This is a genomic window from Streptomyces sp. NPDC014861, from assembly GCF_043081625.1.
Classification (GTDB): Bacteria; Actinomycetota; Actinomycetes; order Streptomycetales; family Streptomycetaceae; genus Streptomyces.
In genome coordinates this window covers 58,207-75,300 of record NZ_JBIBWV010000023.1, presented here as the reverse complement: position 1 = coordinate 75,300, position 17,094 = coordinate 58,207, and the positions used below count along the sequence as shown (strand labels likewise).

Annotated in this window: 12 protein-coding genes; 9 read left to right on the top strand and 3 right to left on the bottom strand. The window is 69.9% G+C overall.

The window, feature by feature from the left end; all coding sequences use genetic code 11:
• The first annotated feature begins 173 nt into the window (after positions 1–173).
• From metH to ACF1BN_RS30985, 4 genes are all read left to right on the top strand, one after another.
• Positions 174–3,689, top strand: a complete 3,516-nt coding sequence (gene metH, locus ACF1BN_RS31000) for a methionine synthase (RefSeq protein ID WP_392334901.1) — start codon at positions 174–176, stop codon at positions 3,687–3,689.
• A 150-nt stretch (positions 3,690–3,839) separates the two neighbouring features.
• Positions 3,840–4,538 carry an HAD family hydrolase gene (locus ACF1BN_RS30995; RefSeq protein WP_392334900.1) on the top strand — a complete coding sequence of 233 codons (699 nt, stop codon included), beginning with the start codon at positions 3,840–3,842 and terminating at the stop codon, positions 4,536–4,538.
• Between the two features lie 526 nt (positions 4,539–5,064).
• Complete coding sequence (locus ACF1BN_RS30990) at positions 5,065–6,657, top strand: ABC transporter substrate-binding protein (RefSeq protein WP_392334899.1); 1,593 nt, start codon at positions 5,065–5,067, stop codon at positions 6,655–6,657.
• Between the two features lie 67 nt (positions 6,658–6,724).
• Positions 6,725–8,299 carry an ABC transporter substrate-binding protein gene (locus tag ACF1BN_RS30985; RefSeq protein ID WP_392334898.1) on the top strand — a complete coding sequence of 525 codons (1,575 nt, stop codon included), beginning with the start codon at positions 6,725–6,727 and terminating at the stop codon, positions 8,297–8,299.
• Positions 8,300–8,394: 95 nt separating this feature from the next.
• Here ACF1BN_RS30985 and ACF1BN_RS30980 read toward each other — a convergent pair whose 3' ends face one another.
• A complete protein-coding gene (locus ACF1BN_RS30980; RefSeq protein ID WP_392334897.1) occupies positions 8,395–9,072 on the bottom strand; it encodes a response regulator in 678 nt (225 codons plus the stop codon).
• A gap of 10 nt (positions 9,073–9,082) precedes the next feature.
• Positions 9,083–9,985: a RecB family exonuclease gene (locus ACF1BN_RS30975; protein ID WP_392334896.1), complete on the bottom strand. Its 903-nt coding sequence runs from the start codon at positions 9,983–9,985 to the stop codon at positions 9,083–9,085.
• Positions 9,986–10,161: 176 nt separating this feature from the next.
• Here ACF1BN_RS30975 and ACF1BN_RS30970 point away from each other — a divergent pair, with 176 nt between their 5' ends.
• From ACF1BN_RS30970 to ACF1BN_RS30960, 3 genes are all read left to right on the top strand, one after another.
• A complete protein-coding gene (locus tag ACF1BN_RS30970) occupies positions 10,162–11,295 on the top strand; it encodes a site-2 protease family protein (RefSeq protein WP_392334945.1) in 1,134 nt (377 codons plus the stop codon).
• Between the two features lie 19 nt (positions 11,296–11,314).
• Positions 11,315–12,202, top strand: coding sequence for a tRNA (adenine-N1)-methyltransferase (locus ACF1BN_RS30965; RefSeq protein ID WP_031013975.1), 888 nt, complete (start codon positions 11,315–11,317; stop codon positions 12,200–12,202).
• Between the two features lie 178 nt (positions 12,203–12,380).
• Positions 12,381–12,977, top strand: a complete 597-nt coding sequence (locus tag ACF1BN_RS30960; protein ID WP_392334895.1) for a hypothetical protein — start codon at positions 12,381–12,383, stop codon at positions 12,975–12,977.
• Positions 12,978–12,979: 2 nt separating this feature from the next.
• Here the strand turns inward: ACF1BN_RS30960 and ACF1BN_RS30955 are convergent, their stop codons facing one another.
• Positions 12,980–13,291, bottom strand: coding sequence for a ferredoxin (locus ACF1BN_RS30955; protein ID WP_384670181.1), 312 nt, complete (start codon positions 13,289–13,291; stop codon positions 12,980–12,982).
• Between the two features lie 241 nt (positions 13,292–13,532).
• Between ACF1BN_RS30955 and arc the strand changes: the two genes are divergently transcribed.
• Complete coding sequence (gene arc, locus ACF1BN_RS30950; RefSeq protein WP_392334894.1) at positions 13,533–15,299, top strand: proteasome ATPase; 1,767 nt, start codon at positions 13,533–13,535, stop codon at positions 15,297–15,299.
• Positions 15,300–15,481: 182 nt separating this feature from the next.
• Positions 15,482–16,993 carry a depupylase/deamidase Dop gene (gene dop, locus ACF1BN_RS30945; protein WP_392334893.1) on the top strand — a complete coding sequence of 504 codons (1,512 nt, stop codon included), beginning with the start codon at positions 15,482–15,484 and terminating at the stop codon, positions 16,991–16,993.
• Positions 16,994–17,094 lie beyond the last annotated feature (101 nt).

Below are 17,094 nucleotides of genomic sequence, written 5' to 3'. Positions count from 1 at the left end.
CGCACCTGACAGTGTCCTCGAAGAAGGGGCCACACCGGGAGTCCTCGCACAAAGGATGCCGTCCGCCACGTGGGACGCCGTGCCCACCCGGCCGATCCGCGGTTACGCTGACCCCGTGCGCCCTGTGCCAAGGGTGCAAAGCCGACAGCCGTCGCATCCCAGGGAGCTCCTTCATGGCCTCGTCGCCGACCCCTTCCGTCTCCGCCGACAGCCGGAGCCGCGCCGCCGCCCTCCGCGAGGCCCTCGCCACGCGCGTCGTCGTCGCCGACGGAGCCATGGGCACCATGCTGCAGGCGCAGGACCCCAGCCTGGAGGACTTCGAGAACCTCGAAGGCTGCAACGAGATCCTCAGCCTCACCCGGCCCGACATCGTCGCGAACGTCCACCGCGAGTACTTCGCCGCGGGCGTCGACTGCGTCGAGACCAACACCTTCGGCGCCAACCACGCGGCCCTCGGCGAGTACGACATCGCCCACCGCGTCCTGGAGCTCTCCGAAGCAGGCGCCCGCGTCGCCCGCGAGGTCGCGGACGAGTTCACGGCCGCCGACGGGCGCCAGCGCTGGGTCCTCGGCTCCATCGGCCCCGGCACCAAGCTGCCGACCCTCGGCCACGCCCCGTACACCGTCCTGCGCGACGCCTACCAGCAGAACGCCGAGGGCCTCCTCACCGGCGGCTCCGACGCGCTGATCGTCGAGACCACCCAGGACCTCCTCCAGACCAAGGCGTCCGTCATCGGCGCCCGCCGCGCCCTCGAAGCGCTCGGCGCCGACGTGCCGCTCATCGTCTCCGTCACCGTCGAGACCACCGGCACCATGCTCCTCGGCTCGGAGATCGGGGCCGCTCTGACGGCCCTGGAGCCGCTGGGCATCGACATGATCGGCCTGAACTGCGCCACCGGCCCCGCCGAGATGAGCGAGCACCTCCGCTACCTGGCCCGGCACTCCCGGATCCCGCTCTCGGTCATGCCCAACGCCGGCCTGCCCGTCCTCACCTCCGACGGCGCCCACTACCCGCTCTCCGCGACCGAGCTCGCCGACGCCCAGGAGTCCTTCGTCCGCGAGTACGGGCTTTCGCTGGTCGGCGGCTGTTGCGGTACGACGCCGGAGCATCTGCGTCAGGTGGTGGAGCGGGTGCGGGGTCTCACGCCTGCGGTGCGTGATCCGCGTCCGGAGCCGGGTGCGGCGTCGCTGTACCAGACGGTGCCGTTCCGGCAGGACACCTCGTACATGGCGATCGGGGAGCGGACGAACGCGAACGGGTCGAAGAAGTTCCGCGAGGCCATGCTGGAGGCCCGGTGGGACGACTGCGTGGAGATGGCGCGGGACCAGATCCGCGAGGGCGCGCACATGCTCGACCTGTGTGTCGACTACGTGGGCCGCGACGGTGTGGCGGACATGGAGGAGCTGGCGGGGCGTTTCGCGACCGCGTCCACCCTGCCGATCGTGCTGGATTCCACCGAGGTGGAGGTCCTGCGGGCGGGTCTGGAGAAGCTGGGGGGCCGGGCGGTCATCAACTCGGTCAACTACGAGGACGGCGACGGGCCGGAGTCCCGGTTCGCGAAGGTCACCCGGCTGGCGCAGGAGCATGGTGCGGCGCTGATCGCTCTGACGATCGACGAGGAGGGCCAGGCCCGCACGGTCGAGAACAAGGTGGCGATCGCGCAGCGTCTGATCGGTGATCTGACCGGCAACTGGGGGATCCACGAGTCGGACATCCTCATCGACACGCTGACGTTCACGATCTGCACGGGTCAGGAGGAGTCCCGTAAGGACGGGATCGCGACGATCGAGGCGATCCGGGAGCTGAAGCGGCGCCATCCGCAGGTGCAGACGACGCTGGGTCTGTCGAACATCTCCTTCGGTCTGAACCCGGCGGCCCGGATCCTGCTGAACTCGGTGTTCCTGGACGAGTGTGTGAAGGCGGGTCTGGACTCGGCGATCGTGCACGCGTCGAAGATCCTGCCGATCGCGCGGTTCGACGAGGAGCAGGTCACGACCGCTCTCGATCTGATCTACGACCGGCGTGCGGAGGGTTATGACCCGCTGCAGAAGCTGATGGCGCTGTTCGAGGGCGCGACGGCCAAGTCGCTGAAGGCGGGCAAGGCGGAGGAGCTGGCGGCGCTGCCGCTGGAGGAGCGGCTGAAGCGGCGGATCATCGACGGGGAGAAGAACGGCCTGGAGGCCGACCTCGACGAGGCCCTGACCACCACCCCGGCCCTGGACATCGTCAACAACATCCTCCTCGACGGGATGAAGACGGTCGGTGAGCTGTTCGGCTCGGGCCAGATGCAGCTGCCGTTCGTGCTCCAGTCCGCCGAGGTCATGAAGACGGCGGTGGCGCATCTGGAGCCGCACATGGAGAAGACGGACGCCGAGGGCAAGGGCACCATCGTCCTCGCCACGGTCCGCGGTGACGTCCACGACATCGGCAAGAACCTCGTCGACATCATCCTGTCCAACAACGGCTACAACGTCGTCAACATCGGCATCAAGCAGCCTGTCTCCGCCATCCTGGAGGCCGCCGAGGAACACGCCGCCGACGTCATCGGCATGTCCGGTCTCCTGGTCAAGTCCACCGTGATCATGAAGGAGAACCTGGAGGAGCTCAACCAGCGCGACCTGGCCGCCAAGTACCCCGTCATCCTCGGCGGCGCCGCCCTCACCCGGGCCTACGTCGAGCAGGACCTCCACGAGATCTACCAGGGCGAGGTCCGCTACGCCCGGGACGCCTTCGAGGGCCTGCGCCTGATGGACGCCCTGATTGCCGTGAAGCGCGGCGTCCCCGGAGCCGTACTGCCCGAACTGAAGCAGCGGCGGGTCGCCAAGGGATCGGCTGTCCTGCAGGTCGAGGAGCCGGAGCCCGGCGGCCGCTCCGACGTCTCCGTCGACAACCCCGTCCCCACCCCGCCGTTCTGGGACACCCGCGTCGTCAAGGGCATCCCGCTCAAGGACTACGCGTCATGGCTGGACGAGGACGCGTTGTTCAAGGGCCAGTGGGGGCTGAAGCAGAACCGGGCCGGTGACGGGCCGTCGTACGAGGAGCTGGTGGAGAGCGAGGGCCGGCCGCGACTGCGGGGCTGGCTGGAGCGCCTGCACACCGAGAACCTGCTGGAAGCGGCCGTCGTCCACGGCTACTTCCCGTGCGTGTCCAAGGGCGACGACCTGATCATCCTCGACGACTCCGGCAACGAGCGGACGCGTTTCACCTTCCCCCGCCAGCGCCGCGGCCGGCGCCTGTGCCTCGCGGACTTCTTCCGTCCCGAGGAGTCCGGCGAGACCGACGTCGTCGGACTCCAGGTGGTGACGGTCGGCTCCAGGATCGGCGAGGCCACCGCAGAGCTCTTCGCCGCCGACGCCTACCGCGACTACCTCGAACTCCACGGCCTCTCCGTGCAGCTCGCCGAGGCCCTGGCCGAGTACTGGCACGCGCGCGTGCGCGCCGAGCTGGGGTTCGCCGGTGAGGACCCGGAGGCGGTGGAGGACATGTTCGCCCTCAAGTACCGCGGCGCCCGCTTCTCCCTAGGCTACGGAGCCTGCCCGGACCTGGAGGACCGCGCCAAGATCGCCGAACTGCTCCGACCGGAGCGGATCGGGGTGCACCTCTCCGAGGAGTTCCAGCTCCACCCCGAGCAGTCCACCGACGCCATCGTCATCCACCACCCCGAGGCGAAGTACTTCAACGCCCGGTGACCCGCCGATGACCGTCCGCTGACGCCGGACGGCAAATAGCGGCGCCACGGGAGATCGAGACGTACACTGGTCGGTCCAGTGCAGGCCGGTCCTCCTCCCCGTACCGGGAGTGGGGGCCGGCCTTTCCGTCCCTCCATGGAGGTGTGCCGGATGACCAGTACGGTCCCCGCGTCCCTGTTCCGCGCCAACGGAAGCTCCGCCCTGCAGGCGGTCTTCCTCGACATGGACGGGACCCTCGTCGACACCGAGGGCTTCTGGTGGGACGCCGAGGTCGAGGTCTTCGCCGACCTCGGACACCGGCTCGACGAGTCATGGCGGGACATCGTCGTCGGCGGCCCCATGACCCGCAGCGCGGGCTACCTGATCGAGTCGACCGGTGCCGACATCACCCTCGCCGAGCTCACCGTCCTGCTCAACGACAAGTTCGAGCAGCGTATCGACCGCGGCGTCCCCCTCATGCCCGGCGCCGAGCGATTGCTCACCGAACTGGCCCGGCACGCCATCCCCACCGCCCTCGTCTCCGCCTCCCACCGGCGGATCATCGACCGGGTCCTGGAGTCCGTCGGCCGCGACCGCTTCCACCTCACCGTCGCCGGCGACGAGGTCGCCCGCACCAAGCCGCACCCGGAGCCGTACCTGACCGCCGCCCGCGGCGTCGGCGCCGACCCCGTCTTCTGCGCCGTCATCGAGGACACCGCGACCGGCGTGGCCGCCGCCGAGGCGGCCGGCTGCCGGGTCGTCGCCGTGCCCTCCGTCACGCCGATCCCCGCCCTGCCCGGCAGGGTCGTGGTCCGGTCCCTCGAAGAAGTGGACGTCCCCTTCCTGAGGACCCTCGTCTCCGGAATCTGAGCGGAATCCCAGCTGAATTTGAGCTTTCCCTGAGGATTACCCCGGGTATTCACGGAGACCGCCTTCCGTGACGCTCTCCCGCCCGTCCGCGCATACCTTCCATGCATTTGGTTCAGGCCACCCTTCGCATTGCAGCCGCGTGACCTTGGTCACCCAGCGTGCTCATCGAAGGGTGGCCTGACCCCGTTCGGTGCCCGGAATGCGGACATCCGCCGCACCCTTGTGTCCTGGTTCGCTCGTTACCGTCCGCCTCGCGCACCGCATGACTATCGAAGCGGCCGTATTCATGATCACTCTGCGATTACTGCCCACCGGCCACCGCGTCCGGCAATGCCGACGCCGCGCACTAATCTTTCGCGAGTACTTCGCCGCTATCACCGCGTGCGCCGGCGCATACCCAAGTCGCCGAGAACACAGGACCGATCGCAACTTCCCGGCCCGATCGCTCCCGCCCCGACCGGGCGGCCGTCGGCGGAGTCTCGTCATGACCGCTGTACCCCAGGCCGGCTGAGGAGAACGACCCTTGATGAACCGCAAGACCTTGGTGCTGCCGGCCGTCGCCGGACTGCTCGCCCCGCTGCTCGCCGCCTGCGGCGCGGGAGAGGACGGCAGAGCCATCGTCGTCGGAACCACCGACAAGTTCGTCGCCACCGAGGAGGCCCCCGCCCCCCTCGACCCGGCCTACGCCTACGACACCGGCGCCTGGAACGTCCTCCGCCAGACCGTCCAGACCCTCGTCCACGTCCCCCGCGGCGGCGGTCACCCCGTCCCCGAGGCCGCCGAGAGCTGCGACTTCACCGACAAGGCCAGCGAGAGCTACCGCTGCGTCCTGCGCTCCGGCCTCACCTTCGCCGACGGCACGCCGGTCACCGCCGAGGACGTCAAGTACTCCATCGACCGGGTCCGGAAGATCAAGTCCGACAACGGCGCCGCCGCTCTCCTGTCGACCGTCGACACCGTCGAGACCAAGGGCGACCGCGAGGTCGTCTTCCACCTCAACGCCCCCGACGCCACCTTCCCGTACAAGCTCTCCACCCCCGTCGCCGGCATCCTCAGCAAGGACAAGTACGCCGCCGACGCGCTGCGCGAGGGCTTCCAGGTGGACGGCTCCGGCCCGTACACCCTCAAGGCCGAGCAGGAAGGCGACCAGGCCGTCCGCTTCGTCTTCTCCCGCAACCCCCGCTACAAGGGCGACATCACCCCCCGCAACGAGCAGGTCGAGCTCCGCGCCTACGCCGACTCCGGCGCCATGGGGAAGGCCCTGGAGGGCAAGGACATCGACATGATGGCCCGCTCGCTCTCCCAGCAGCAGATCCGGGACCTCACCGAGAACCCGAGCGAGGGCATCCGCGTCTCCGAGGTCCCCGGCCTGGAGATCCGCTACCTCGGCTTCAACACCAAGGCCCCGGGCGTCGAGGAGAAGGCCGTCCGCCAGGCCATGGCCGCCGTCGTCGACCGCGGCGCCCTCGTCAACCGGGTCTACGGCCCCACCGCCGAGCCGCTCTACTCGCTGATCCCCTCCAGCATCACCGGCCACACCACCCCCTTCTACGAGGAGTACGGCGAGGGCGACCGCGACCGCGCCGCCGCCCTCCTCCGCAAGGCCGGCGTCAAGACCCCGGTCAAGCTCACCCTCAACTACACCACCGACCACTACGGCGCCGAGACCGCCCAGGAGTTCGCGACGCTGAAGAACCAGCTCGTCGCGAGCGAACTCTTCGACGTCACCGTCAAGGGCACCGCCTGGTCCGAGTTCCGCCCCGCCCAGCGCCGCGGCGACTACGCCGTCTACGGCCTCGGCTGGTTCCCCGACTACCCGGACCCCGACAACTACGTCGCGCCCTTCCTCGACAGCGACAACTTCCTCGGCACCCCCTACGTCGACAGGACCGTCCGCGACCGGCTCATCCCGAGCTCCCGCCGCGAGGCCGACCGCACCGCCGCAGGCCCCCTCTACCAGCAGATCCAGAAGATCGTCGCCCGGGACGTGCCCGTCCTGCCGCTCTGGCAGGGCAAGCAGTACGTCGCCGCCCGCGACGACCTCAACGGAGTCGAGTACGCCCTCAACACCTCCTCCGACCTGCTGCTCTGGGAACTGAGCCGCGGCACCACCGCCTGACCCCTTCGTTGTACCGGCCGCGCAGCCACGCGCGGCCGGCCTGGCAAGAGATCACGAGGCAAGTTCTGTGAAGACGCACCACAAGTGGCTGACCGCCCCGCTCGCCGCGGGCCTCTCCGCCGCCCTCCTCGGCGGCTGCGGCACCGAGCAGGGGTCGGGCTCCGACAGCGCCGACGCGATCCGCGTCGGCATGTCCGACGAGATCCTGGCGACCGACCCGGCCGCCGGCTACGACCCCGGCTCCTGGCTGCTGTTCAACAACGTCTTCCAGTCCCTCCTCGCCTTCCCCAAGGGCGGCACCCTGCCCGAGCCCGAAGCCGCCGAACAGTGCGGCTTCGACGACCGCAGCACCGTCTACACCTGCACCCTCCGCCCCGGCCTGAAGTTCTCCAACGGCAACCCGCTCACCTCCGAGGACGTCAAGTTCTCCTTCGAGCGCTCCCTGAAGATCGCCGACCCCTCCGGCCCGGCACCGCTGCTCTCCACCATCGACACCATCGAGACCCCCGACGAGCGGACCGTCATCTTCCGTCTCAAGGTCCCGGACGCCACCTTCCCCAGCAAGATCGCCTCCGGCGCCGGCTCCATCGTCGACCACCGCGAGTACCCCGCCGACGGCCTCCGCACCGACGGCAAGGCCGTCGGCTCCGGCCCGTACAAGCTGGACTCCCTCAGCGACACCGAAGCCGCCTTCTCCGCCAACACCGGCTACCAGGGCGCCGCCGAACGCCGCAACGACCGCGTCGCCCTCAAGCTCTACCAGGGCGACCGCACCGCCCTCGCCCAGGCGTTCAAGGCCGGCGACCTCGACATCGCCTACCGAGGCCTGTCCGCCGCGGACATCTCCGAGCTGGAGACCTCCACCGACGACCACGCCGTCCAGATCGTCCAGGGCAGCAGCGCCGAGGTCCAGCACCTCGTCTTCAACATGAAGGACCCCGTCGCCGGCAAGCCCGCGGTCCGCAGGGCGATAGCCCAGCTCGTCGACCGCGACGCCCTCGTCGAGGACATCTACAAGTCGACCGCCACGCCGCTCTACTCGATCGTCCCGGCCGGCATCAACGGCCACAACACCGCCTTCTTCGACACCTACGGCGCCCCCGACGCCGCCAAGGCCAAGAAGGCCCTCCGCGGCGCGGGCATCAAGGACAAGGTCACCCTCACCCTCTGGTCCACCCCCAGCCGCTACGGCCCCTCCACCGACGCCGAGCTCAAGGCCATCGCCGGCCAGCTCAACGCCAGCGGCCTCTTCGACGCCGACGTGAAGTCCGTCCCCTTCGAGCAGTACGAGAAGGACATCGCCGCCGGCAAGTACGGCGTCTACGTCAAGGGCTGGGTCCCCGACTACCCCGACGCCGACAACTTCACCGCCCCCTTCTTCGGCGAGGGCAACGTCCTCGCCAACCACTACGAGAACAAGAAGATCACCGGCACCCTCCTGCCGAAGACCGCCGCCACCGCCGACCGCTCCGCCACCGACGAGGAGTACCGCGCCATCCAGGACGCCGTCGCCGACGAGGTCCCCTTCCTCCCGCTCTGGCAGGGCAAGCAGTACGCCGTCACCCGCGACGGCATCACCGGCCTCGAATGGACCCTCGACGCGTCGACCGTCTTCCGCTTCTGGGAGATCCGCAAGAGCTGACCCCTGGCGGGTACGCGGAGGAGCCGCCCCCGCGGGTACGCCGAAGGGCCCGGTGCACGCCGAACGCACCGGGCCCTTCCCGTACCACCGCTCCGCTACTGGCCGTTGCCGCCCGGACGCACCAGACCGCTCTCGTACGCGTACACCGCGGCCTGCACCCGGTCGCGCAGCCCCAGCTTCGTCAGCACATGACCCACATGCGTCTTCACCGTCGTCTCGCTGACGAACAGATCCGCCGCGATCTCCGCGTTCGACAAGCCGCGGGCCACCAGCTTCAGCACCTCCACCTCGCGGTCGGTCAGCGTGCCCAACATGTCCGGCACCTGCTCCTCACCGGTCGGCAGATGCGCCGAGTACTTGTCGAGCAGCCGCCTCGTGATCGACGGAGCCAGCATCGCCTCGCCCGCCGCCACCACCCGGATCGCCTGCACCAGCTCGTTCGCCGGGGCGTCCTTCAGAAGAAAGCCGCTCGCCCCCGCCCGCAGCGCCTCCACCACGTACTCGTCCAGGTCGAAGGTGGTCAGCACCAGCACCTTCGCCGGCCCGTCCCGGCCGGGACCGGTGATCTGCCGGGTCGCCTCCACCCCGTCCATCCGCGGCATCCGGATGTCCATCAGCACCACGTCCGGCTGGAGCGCGCGCACCTGGTCCAGCGCCTGCAGACCGTCACCGGCCTCGCCCACCACCGTGAGGTCCTGCTCCGCCTCCAGAATCATCCGGAAGCCGGTGCGCAGCAGCGGCTGGTCGTCCACCAGGAGGACGCGAATCGTCACAGGGGCTCCTTCACGAGGCGGGCCGGTCCCCGCCCATTCTGCCCTGCGCCCCTTCGCCCGACTCCGGCGGGCGCGCGGAAACGATCTCCAGCGGGTACACCGGGGGAGTCCCCCCGAACTCGGGACACACCGCCCGGTGATCGCACCAGCCGCACAGCTTCGTCGGCCGAGGCCGCCAGTCACCCGACTCCGTCGCCGTCCGGATCGCGTCCCACAGCGCGTGCAGCTTCCGCTCCACCCGTCGCAGATCCGCCTCCACCGGGTCGTACGTCAGCACGTCCCCGCTGCCCAGATAGACCAGCTGCAGCCGCCGGGGGATCACGCCCTTCAGCCGCCACACCACCAGCGCGTAGAACGTCATCTGGAACAGCGCGCCCTCGCTGTACTCCGGCCGCGGCGCCTTCCCCGTCTTGTAGTCGACGATCCGCACCTCGCCCGTCGGCGCCACGTCCACCCGGTCGATCACCCCGCGCAGCCGCAGCCCCGACTCCAGCTCCGCCTCCACGAACAGCTCACGCTCCGCCGGCTCCAGACGCACCGGATCCTCCAGCGTGAACCACCGCTCCACCAGCGCCTCGGCCTCCGCCAGCCACTGCCCCAGCCGCTCACCCGCCGGATCGTCCGCGAACAGCTCGCCCAGCTCCGGCCGCGACTCCAGCAGCCGGTCCCACTGGCCCGGGATCATCCCCTTCGCCCGCGGCACCGTCCGCTCCGCCGCCGGATCGTCGAAGAGCCGCTCCAGCACCGCGTGCACCAGCGTCCCCCGCGTCGCCGCCGCGCTCGGCTTCTCCGGCAGCCGGTCGATCACCCGGAACCGGTACAACAGGGGACACTGCATGAAGTCGCTCGCCCGCGACGGCGACAGCGACATGGGCGCCCGGGGCCCCTCCGGGAGCCGCTCGCTCGTACTCATGACACAGACCCTACGGCCCGCCACCGACAGCGAGCCGCATACCATCGACGCATGACCCGTCGCGCTGCATGATCGATCCGTGACACACCGGCGCGGTCACCCGGCGACGAGAGGAACCCGTGAACCAGGACGAGCCCAAGCCGCAGCGGACCGAGGAACCCGGCGGCGGGATCCTCATGGGCCGACCCTTCGGCGTGCCCGTCTACGTCGCCCCCAGCTGGTTCCTCGTCGCCGCCCTCATCACCTGGGTCTTCGGCGACCAGATCGAGCGGGTCCTCCCCGAACTCGGCGCCGCCCGCTACCTCGTCTCCCTCTTCTTCGCCGTCGCCTTCTACGCCTCCGTCCTCGTCCACGAGCTCGCCCACACCATCGCCGCCCTCCGCTTCAAGCTCCCCGTGCGGCGCATCCAGCTCCAGTTCTTCGGCGGCGTCTCCGAGATCGAGAAGGAGTCCGAGACCCCCGGCCGCGAATTCGTCCTCGCCTTCGTCGGCCCCCTCCTCTCCCTCGTCCTCGCCGGCCTCTTCTACCTCGCCATGCACGCCGTCGAACCCGGCACCGTGCCCGGCGTCCTCCTCGCCGGCCTGATGATCTCCAACCTCATCGTCGCGATCTTCAACCTCCTCCCCGGCCTCCCCCTCGACGGCGGCCGGATGCTCCGCGCCGTCATCTGGAAGATCACCGGCAAGCCCATGAGCGGCACCGTCGCCGCCGCCTGGGTCGGCCGCGCCCTCGCCGTCACCGTCCTCATCGGCCTCCCCCTCCTCACCCGCACCGGCTGGCTCGGCAACTCCACCGCCGCCATCGACGGCTTCACCACCGTCACCGACGCCCTCCTCGCCGCCATCCTGGCCGCCATCATCTGGACCGGCGCCGGCAACAGCCTCCGCATGGCCCGCCTCCGCGAACACCTCCCCGACCTCCGCGCCCGCGCCCTCACCCGCCGTGCCGTCCCCGTCGAGCCCGGCACCCCCCTCTCCGAGGCCCTCCGCCGCGCCAACGAGGCCGGAGCCCGCGCGCTCGTCGTCGTCGACGGCACCGGCAGCCCCACCGGCATCGTCCGCGAGGCCGCCATCGCCGCCGTCCCCCAGCACCGACGCCCCTGGGTCGCCGTCACCACCCTCGCCCAGGACCTCAACCCCGGCATGCGGGTCCCCGCCGAACTCACCGGCCAGCCCCTCCTCGACCACCTCCGCGCCACCCCCGCCACCGAGTACCTCGTGGTCGAGGAGACCGGCGAGATCTACGGCGTCCTCGCCACCACGGACGTCGAGCGCGCCTTCGTGAAGGCCATGGCACGACCCTCCTCGTGAGCCCGGTACTCTTGTTCACATGTCCGAACCGACCGGTGCCGCCCGCCGACGCGGGCCCTTCAAGGTCGGGGACCAGGTTCAGCTGACCGACCCCAAGGGCCGCCACTACACGTTCACGCTCGAAGAGGGAAAGAACTTCCACACCCACAAGGGTTCCTTCCCGCACGACGAGCTGATCGGCGCTCCCGAGGGCAGCGTTGTCCGCACCACCGGAAACGTGGCCTACCTCGCGCTGCGCCCCCTGCTCCCCGACTACGTCCTGTCCATGCCCCGCGGCGCCGCCGTGGTCTACCCGAAGGACGCGGGACAGATCCTCGCCTTCGCCGACATCTTCCCCGGCGCGCGCGTCGTGGAGGCCGGCGTGGGTTCCGGCTCGCTCAGCAGCTTCCTGCTCCGCGCCATCGGCGACAGCGGCATGCTGCACTCCTACGAGCGCCGCGAGGACTTCGCCGAGATCGCGAAGGGCAACGTCGAGCGCTACTTCGGCGGCCCCCACCCGGCCTGGCAGCTGACCGTCGGCGACCTCCAGGACAACCTGACCGACACCGACGTCGACCGGGTCATCCTCGACATGCTCGCCCCCTGGGAGTGCCTGGAGGCCGTCTCCAAGTCGCTCGTCCCCGGCGGCATCCTCTGCTGCTACGTGGCCACCACCACCCAGCTCGCGCGCACCGTGGAGTCCATCCGCGAGATCGGCTGCTACGCCGAGCCGCAGCCCTGGGAGTCCATGATCCGCAACTGGCACGTCGAGGGCCTGGCCGTCCGGCCCGATCACCGCATGATCGGCCACACCGGCTTCCTCGTCACCGCCCGCCGCCTCGCGGACGGCGTGGAGCCCCCGATGCGCCGCCGCCGCCCCGCCAAGGGCGCCTACGGCGAGGACTACGACGGCCCCAACAAGGGCTGACACTCCGACAGCACTCCGGCCGACGCCGCCGCCCACCACCCCGCGCCGCGGGGAACCGGGCGGCGGCGTCGTCGCGTTCGGCACCCCTGTTCGAGACCCCCCGGCTGTTCCGCGGGCCTGTGACGTGTGGCACGATGCCCGCAACCCCTCGGCACGACCCTCACAGGAGACGTCTCGCGTGCAGCCCTCCGCCGCCCCGGACCCCGTGGACCTCGCACACACCCACGCCCGGCCGCTGCACTGGCTGGCCACCGCCACCGCGACCGCCGCGGTCGTCGCCCTGGCCGGCGCCCTCGCGCCCCGGACCGCCGAGGCCGGCCCCGCCACCGCGACCGCCGCACCAGCCCCGCAGGCACCGCGCCCGGCCGCCGCACCCGATCCCGAGACGGCCGCCTACCCCCTTCGGTGCGGGGGAGCGGAACACCGGGTCGTGCAGCGGGTCAGCGGCGACCTGGACGGCGACAAGAACCCCGAGACCGTTGCGGTCGTACACTGCGAAGCCGGATCCGGAACCCCGCCCGCCGGGCTGTACGTCCTCACCCTCGGGCGCGGCGGCACACCCCCCGCGCGCGTGGTGGCCACTCTCGTCGACCCGCGCGAGCAGCGCAGCGTCACCGGCCTCGCGATCCGCGACGGAGCCGTCCGCGCGACCCTGCTCGGCTACTCGTCGGTCGACGTCCCCAGCTGCTGCCCCGACGAGAAGGAGCAGGTCGGCTGGGAGTGGACCGGCGGCGCCTTCGTCCGCACCGCGGGCGCGGAGGCGCGCGGCGCCTGACGCTACTCCGCGTCGGGGCCGTACACCTCGACCCGGTCCCGGACCCGCCGCACATGGATGCAGTCGCCCGGGCACTCCTTCGCCGAGTCCACCACGTCCTGGAGCAGCGGCAGCGGCACCGGTGTCGTCGCCCCCGCGTCCTGGAGCAGCTCGTCGTCCGCGCTCTTCACATACGCGAGCCCGTCGATGTCCAGCTCGAACACCTCGGGGGCGTATTGCGCGCAGATCCCGTCCCCGGTGCACAGGTCCTGATCGATCCAGACCTCCAGGGCCTCCTCGGCCCCTTCGGCCGGCGCCTCGTGCTGCACGCTCATCTCTTCTGCCGTTTCTGCTCCGCGCGGACAATTGAGGCCGCGACCCGCGGGTGTTGACCCCTCACGACGATACAACTGCCCGCTTTCAGAGCGTGAAGGGTGGGTATTCCCCTGGCGAGAGGGGAAGCGCAAGGGTGAAGATCGGACACACCCCGGAGTCTTTTTGATCTAGGGGTTTCAATCATCACCCACGCAGGTAGGGTCAGGATGCGTCCAGCTCCCCTTGGAGGAGGTGAGGACCGTGGCAGCCCACGACGACGACATCAACCGCGGCATCCGGCCGGGGCGAGGGTCTGAAGACCCCGCCGGCCAGGTTGCCTATCTCGAGCAGGAAATCGCCGTCCTGCGCCGCAAGCTCGCCGACTCTCCGCGACACACGAGGATTCTCGAAGAGCGGATCGTCGAGCTGCAGACGAACCTGGCCGGCGTGTCCGGGCAGAACGAAAGGCTGGCGAACACGCTCCGTGAGGCACGCGACCAGATCGTGGCCCTCAAGGAGGAGGTCGACCGGCTCGCGCAGCCGCCGGCGGGTTTCGGTGTCTTCCTGCAGGCGAACGAGGACGGCACGTGCGACATCATCACCGGGGGCCGCAAGCTCCGGGTGAACGTCAGCCCGAGCGTCGAGCTCGAGGAGCTCCGGCGCGGCCAGGAAGTCATGCTCAACGAGGCGCTCAACGTGGTCGAGGCCATGGAGTTCGAGCGCGCCGGGGACATCGTCACCCTCAAGGAGATCCTCGAGGACGGCGAGCGCGCCCTGGTGGTCGGGCACACCGACGAGGAGCGGGTGGTGAGGCTCGCCGAGCCTCTGCTGGACGTCACCATCCGCCCCGGCGACGCCCTGCTCTTCGACTCCCGGTCGGGCTACGTGTACGAGGTCGTGCCCAAGAGCGAGGTCGAGGAGCTCGTCCTCGAAGAGGTCCCGGACGTCGACTACGAGAAGATCGGCGGTCTGGGCAACCAGATCGAGCTGATCCGCGACGCGGTCGAGCTCCCGTACCTCTACCCCGACCTCTTCAAGGAGCACGAACTGCGGCCGCCCAAGGGCATCCTGCTCTACGGGCCGCCCGGCTGCGGCAAGACGCTCATCGCCAAGGCCGTCGCGAACTCCCTGGCCAAGAAGGTCGCCGAGGTCACCGGCCAGCCCGCGGGGAAGTCCTACTTCCTCAACATCAAGGGCCCCGAGCTCCTCAACAAGTACGTCGGCGAGACCGAGCGGCACATCCGCCTGGTCTTCCAGCGGGCCCGTGAGAAGGCCAGCGAGGGCACTCCCGTCATCGTCTTCTTCGACGAGATGGAATCGCTCTTCCGCACCCGCGGATCCGGCGTCAGCTCCGACGTCGAGAACACCATCGTCCCCCAGCTCCTCGCCGAGATCGACGGCGTCGAGGGCCTGGAGAACGTGATCGTGATCGGCGCCTCCAACCGCGAGGACATGATCGACCCCGCGATCCTCCGCCCCGGCCGGCTCGACGTGAAGATCAAGATCGAGCGCCCGGACGCCGAGGCCGCGAAGGACATCTTCGCGAAGTACCTCACCGCCAACCTCCCGCTCCACACGGACGACGTCTCCGAGCACAGCGGCTCGAAGGCCGCCGCCGCCAACGGAATGATCCAGTCCGTCGTCGAGCAGATGTACGCCGAATCCGAGGAGAACCGCTTCCTCGAAGTCACGTACGCCAATGGTGACAAGGAAGTCCTGTACTTCAAGGACTTCAACTCCGGCGCGATGATCCAGAACATCGTCGACCGGGCCAAGAAGATGGCCATCAAGGCATTCCTCGACCACGACCAGAAGGGCATCCGCGTCTCCCACCTCCTCCAGGCCTGCGTGGACGAGTTCAAGGAGAACGAGGACCTGCCCAACACCACCAACCCCGACGACTGGGCCCGAATCTCCGGAAAGAAGGGCGAGCGGATCGTCTTCATCCGCACCCTCGTCACCGGAAAGCAGGGCGCGGACACCGGGCGCTCCATCGACACGGTGGCCAACACCGGCCAGTACCTGTAAAAGCGCACCCCGGCTGCGGATGTCCGGAAACCGGGCATCCGCAGCCGTCGCATTCGCACCGGAAAACTCCCGGCCACTCTCCGGGAAATACCGCAAGTGATCTCCCCACCAGCGCGGAGCCGCTCTAGGCTCTTCGGTACCGCCGAGTCGCGCACTGAGCGCCGCCGGGCAAGGAGGGCCGCATGACCGTACGGCGAGTAATGGGCATCGAGACGGAGTACGGGATCTCCGTCCCCGGACACCCGAACGCCAATGCCATGCTCACCTCGTCCCAGATCGTCAACGCCTACGCCGCGGCGATGCACCGGGCGCGCCGCGCCCGCTGGGACTTCGAGGAGGAGAACCCGCTGCGGGACGCCCGCGGCTTCGACCTCGCCCGCGAGGCCGCCGACTCCAGCCAGCTCACCGACGAGGACATCGGCCTCGCCAACGTCATCCTCACCAACGGCGCCCGGCTCTACGTGGACCACGCCCACCCCGAGTACAGCGCCCCCGAGGTCACCAACCCGCGCGACGCCGTCCTCTGGGACAAGGCCGGCGAGCGGATCATGGCCGAGGCGGCCGAGCGCGCCGCCCAGCTCCCCGGCGCCCAGCCGATCCACCTCTACAAGAACAACACGGACAACAAGGGCGCCTCCTACGGCACGCACGAGAACTACCTGATGAAGCGGGAGACCCCCTTCTCGGACATCGTGCGCCACCTGACGCCCTTCTTCGTCTCCCGCCAGGTCGTCACCGGCGCCGGCCGGGTCGGCATCGGGCAGGACGGGCGCGAGAACGGCTTCCAGATCAGCCAGCGCGCCGACTACTTCGAGGTCGAGGTCGGCCTGGAGACCACCCTCAAGCGGCCCATCATCAACACCCGCGACGAACCGCACGCCGACGCCGAGAAGTACCGTCGGCTGCACGTGATCATCGGGGACGCCAACCTCTCCGAGATCTCCACCTACCTCAAGCTGGGCACCACCGCCCTCGTGCTCTCCATGATCGAGGACGGCTTCATCACCGTCGACCTCGCCGTCGACCAGCCCGTCCGCACCCTCCACCACGTCTCCCACGACCCCACGCTCCAGTACCTCGTCACCCTGCGCAGCGGCCGGACACTCACCGCCGTCCAGCTCCAGATGGAGTACTTCGAGCTGGCCAGGAAGTACGTGGACGAGCGGTACGGCGCGGACGCCGACGAGCAGACCAAGGACGTCCTGGCCCGCTGGGAGGACACGCTGGGCCGGCTGGAGAACGACCCGATGAGCCTCGCCGGCGAGCTGGACTGGATCGCCAAGCGGGAGCTCATGGAGGGGTACCGGCGCCGCGACGGCGTGGACTGGGACGCGGCGCGGCTGCACCTGGTCGACCTCCAGTACGCGGACGTGCGCCCCGACAAGGGCCTGTACAACCGTCTGGTGGCCCGGGGGCGCATGAAGCGGCTCCTGGACGAGGCCGAGGTGGAGCGGGCCGAGGCGGCGCCGCCGGAGGACACCAGGGCCTATTTCCGGGGCCGGTGCCTGGATCAGTACGCCGACGACGTCGCCGCGGCCTCCTGGGACTCGGTGATCTTCGACCTGCCGGGCCGCGACTCGCTGCAGCGGGTCCCGACCCTGGAGCCGCTGCGCGGCACCAAGGCCCATGTGGGGAGCCTGCTGGACCGCTGCCGTACGGCGGAAGAGCTGGTCCGGGTCCTTTCGGGCGGATGATTCCGCGTCCGATCAGGGGCCTGAAACGGGCGGGCGCTGGGAATGATGGGATCAGCGCCCGGATACGGGAGAGAAACCAGGAAATCATGAGGCCGAAATCG

Coding starts and splice junctions, on each gene's coding strand:
- dop (WP_392334893.1), top strand. CDS start 15,482: ATGACCGTACGGCGAGTAATGGGCATCGAGACGGAGTACGGGATCTCC.
- ACF1BN_RS30975 (WP_392334896.1), bottom strand. CDS start 9,985: ATGAGTACGAGCGAGCGGCTCCCGGAGGGGCCCCGGGCGCCCATGTCG.
- ACF1BN_RS30990 (WP_392334899.1), top strand. CDS start 5,065: ATGAACCGCAAGACCTTGGTGCTGCCGGCCGTCGCCGGACTGCTCGCC.
- ACF1BN_RS30965 (WP_031013975.1), top strand. CDS start 11,315: ATGTCCGAACCGACCGGTGCCGCCCGCCGACGCGGGCCCTTCAAGGTC.
- metH (WP_392334901.1), top strand. CDS start 174: ATGGCCTCGTCGCCGACCCCTTCCGTCTCCGCCGACAGCCGGAGCCGC.
- ACF1BN_RS30955 (WP_384670181.1), bottom strand. CDS start 13,291: ATGAGCGTGCAGCACGAGGCGCCGGCCGAAGGGGCCGAGGAGGCCCTG.
- ACF1BN_RS30970 (WP_392334945.1), top strand. CDS start 10,162: ATGGGCCGACCCTTCGGCGTGCCCGTCTACGTCGCCCCCAGCTGGTTC.
- ACF1BN_RS30995 (WP_392334900.1), top strand. CDS start 3,840: ATGACCAGTACGGTCCCCGCGTCCCTGTTCCGCGCCAACGGAAGCTCC.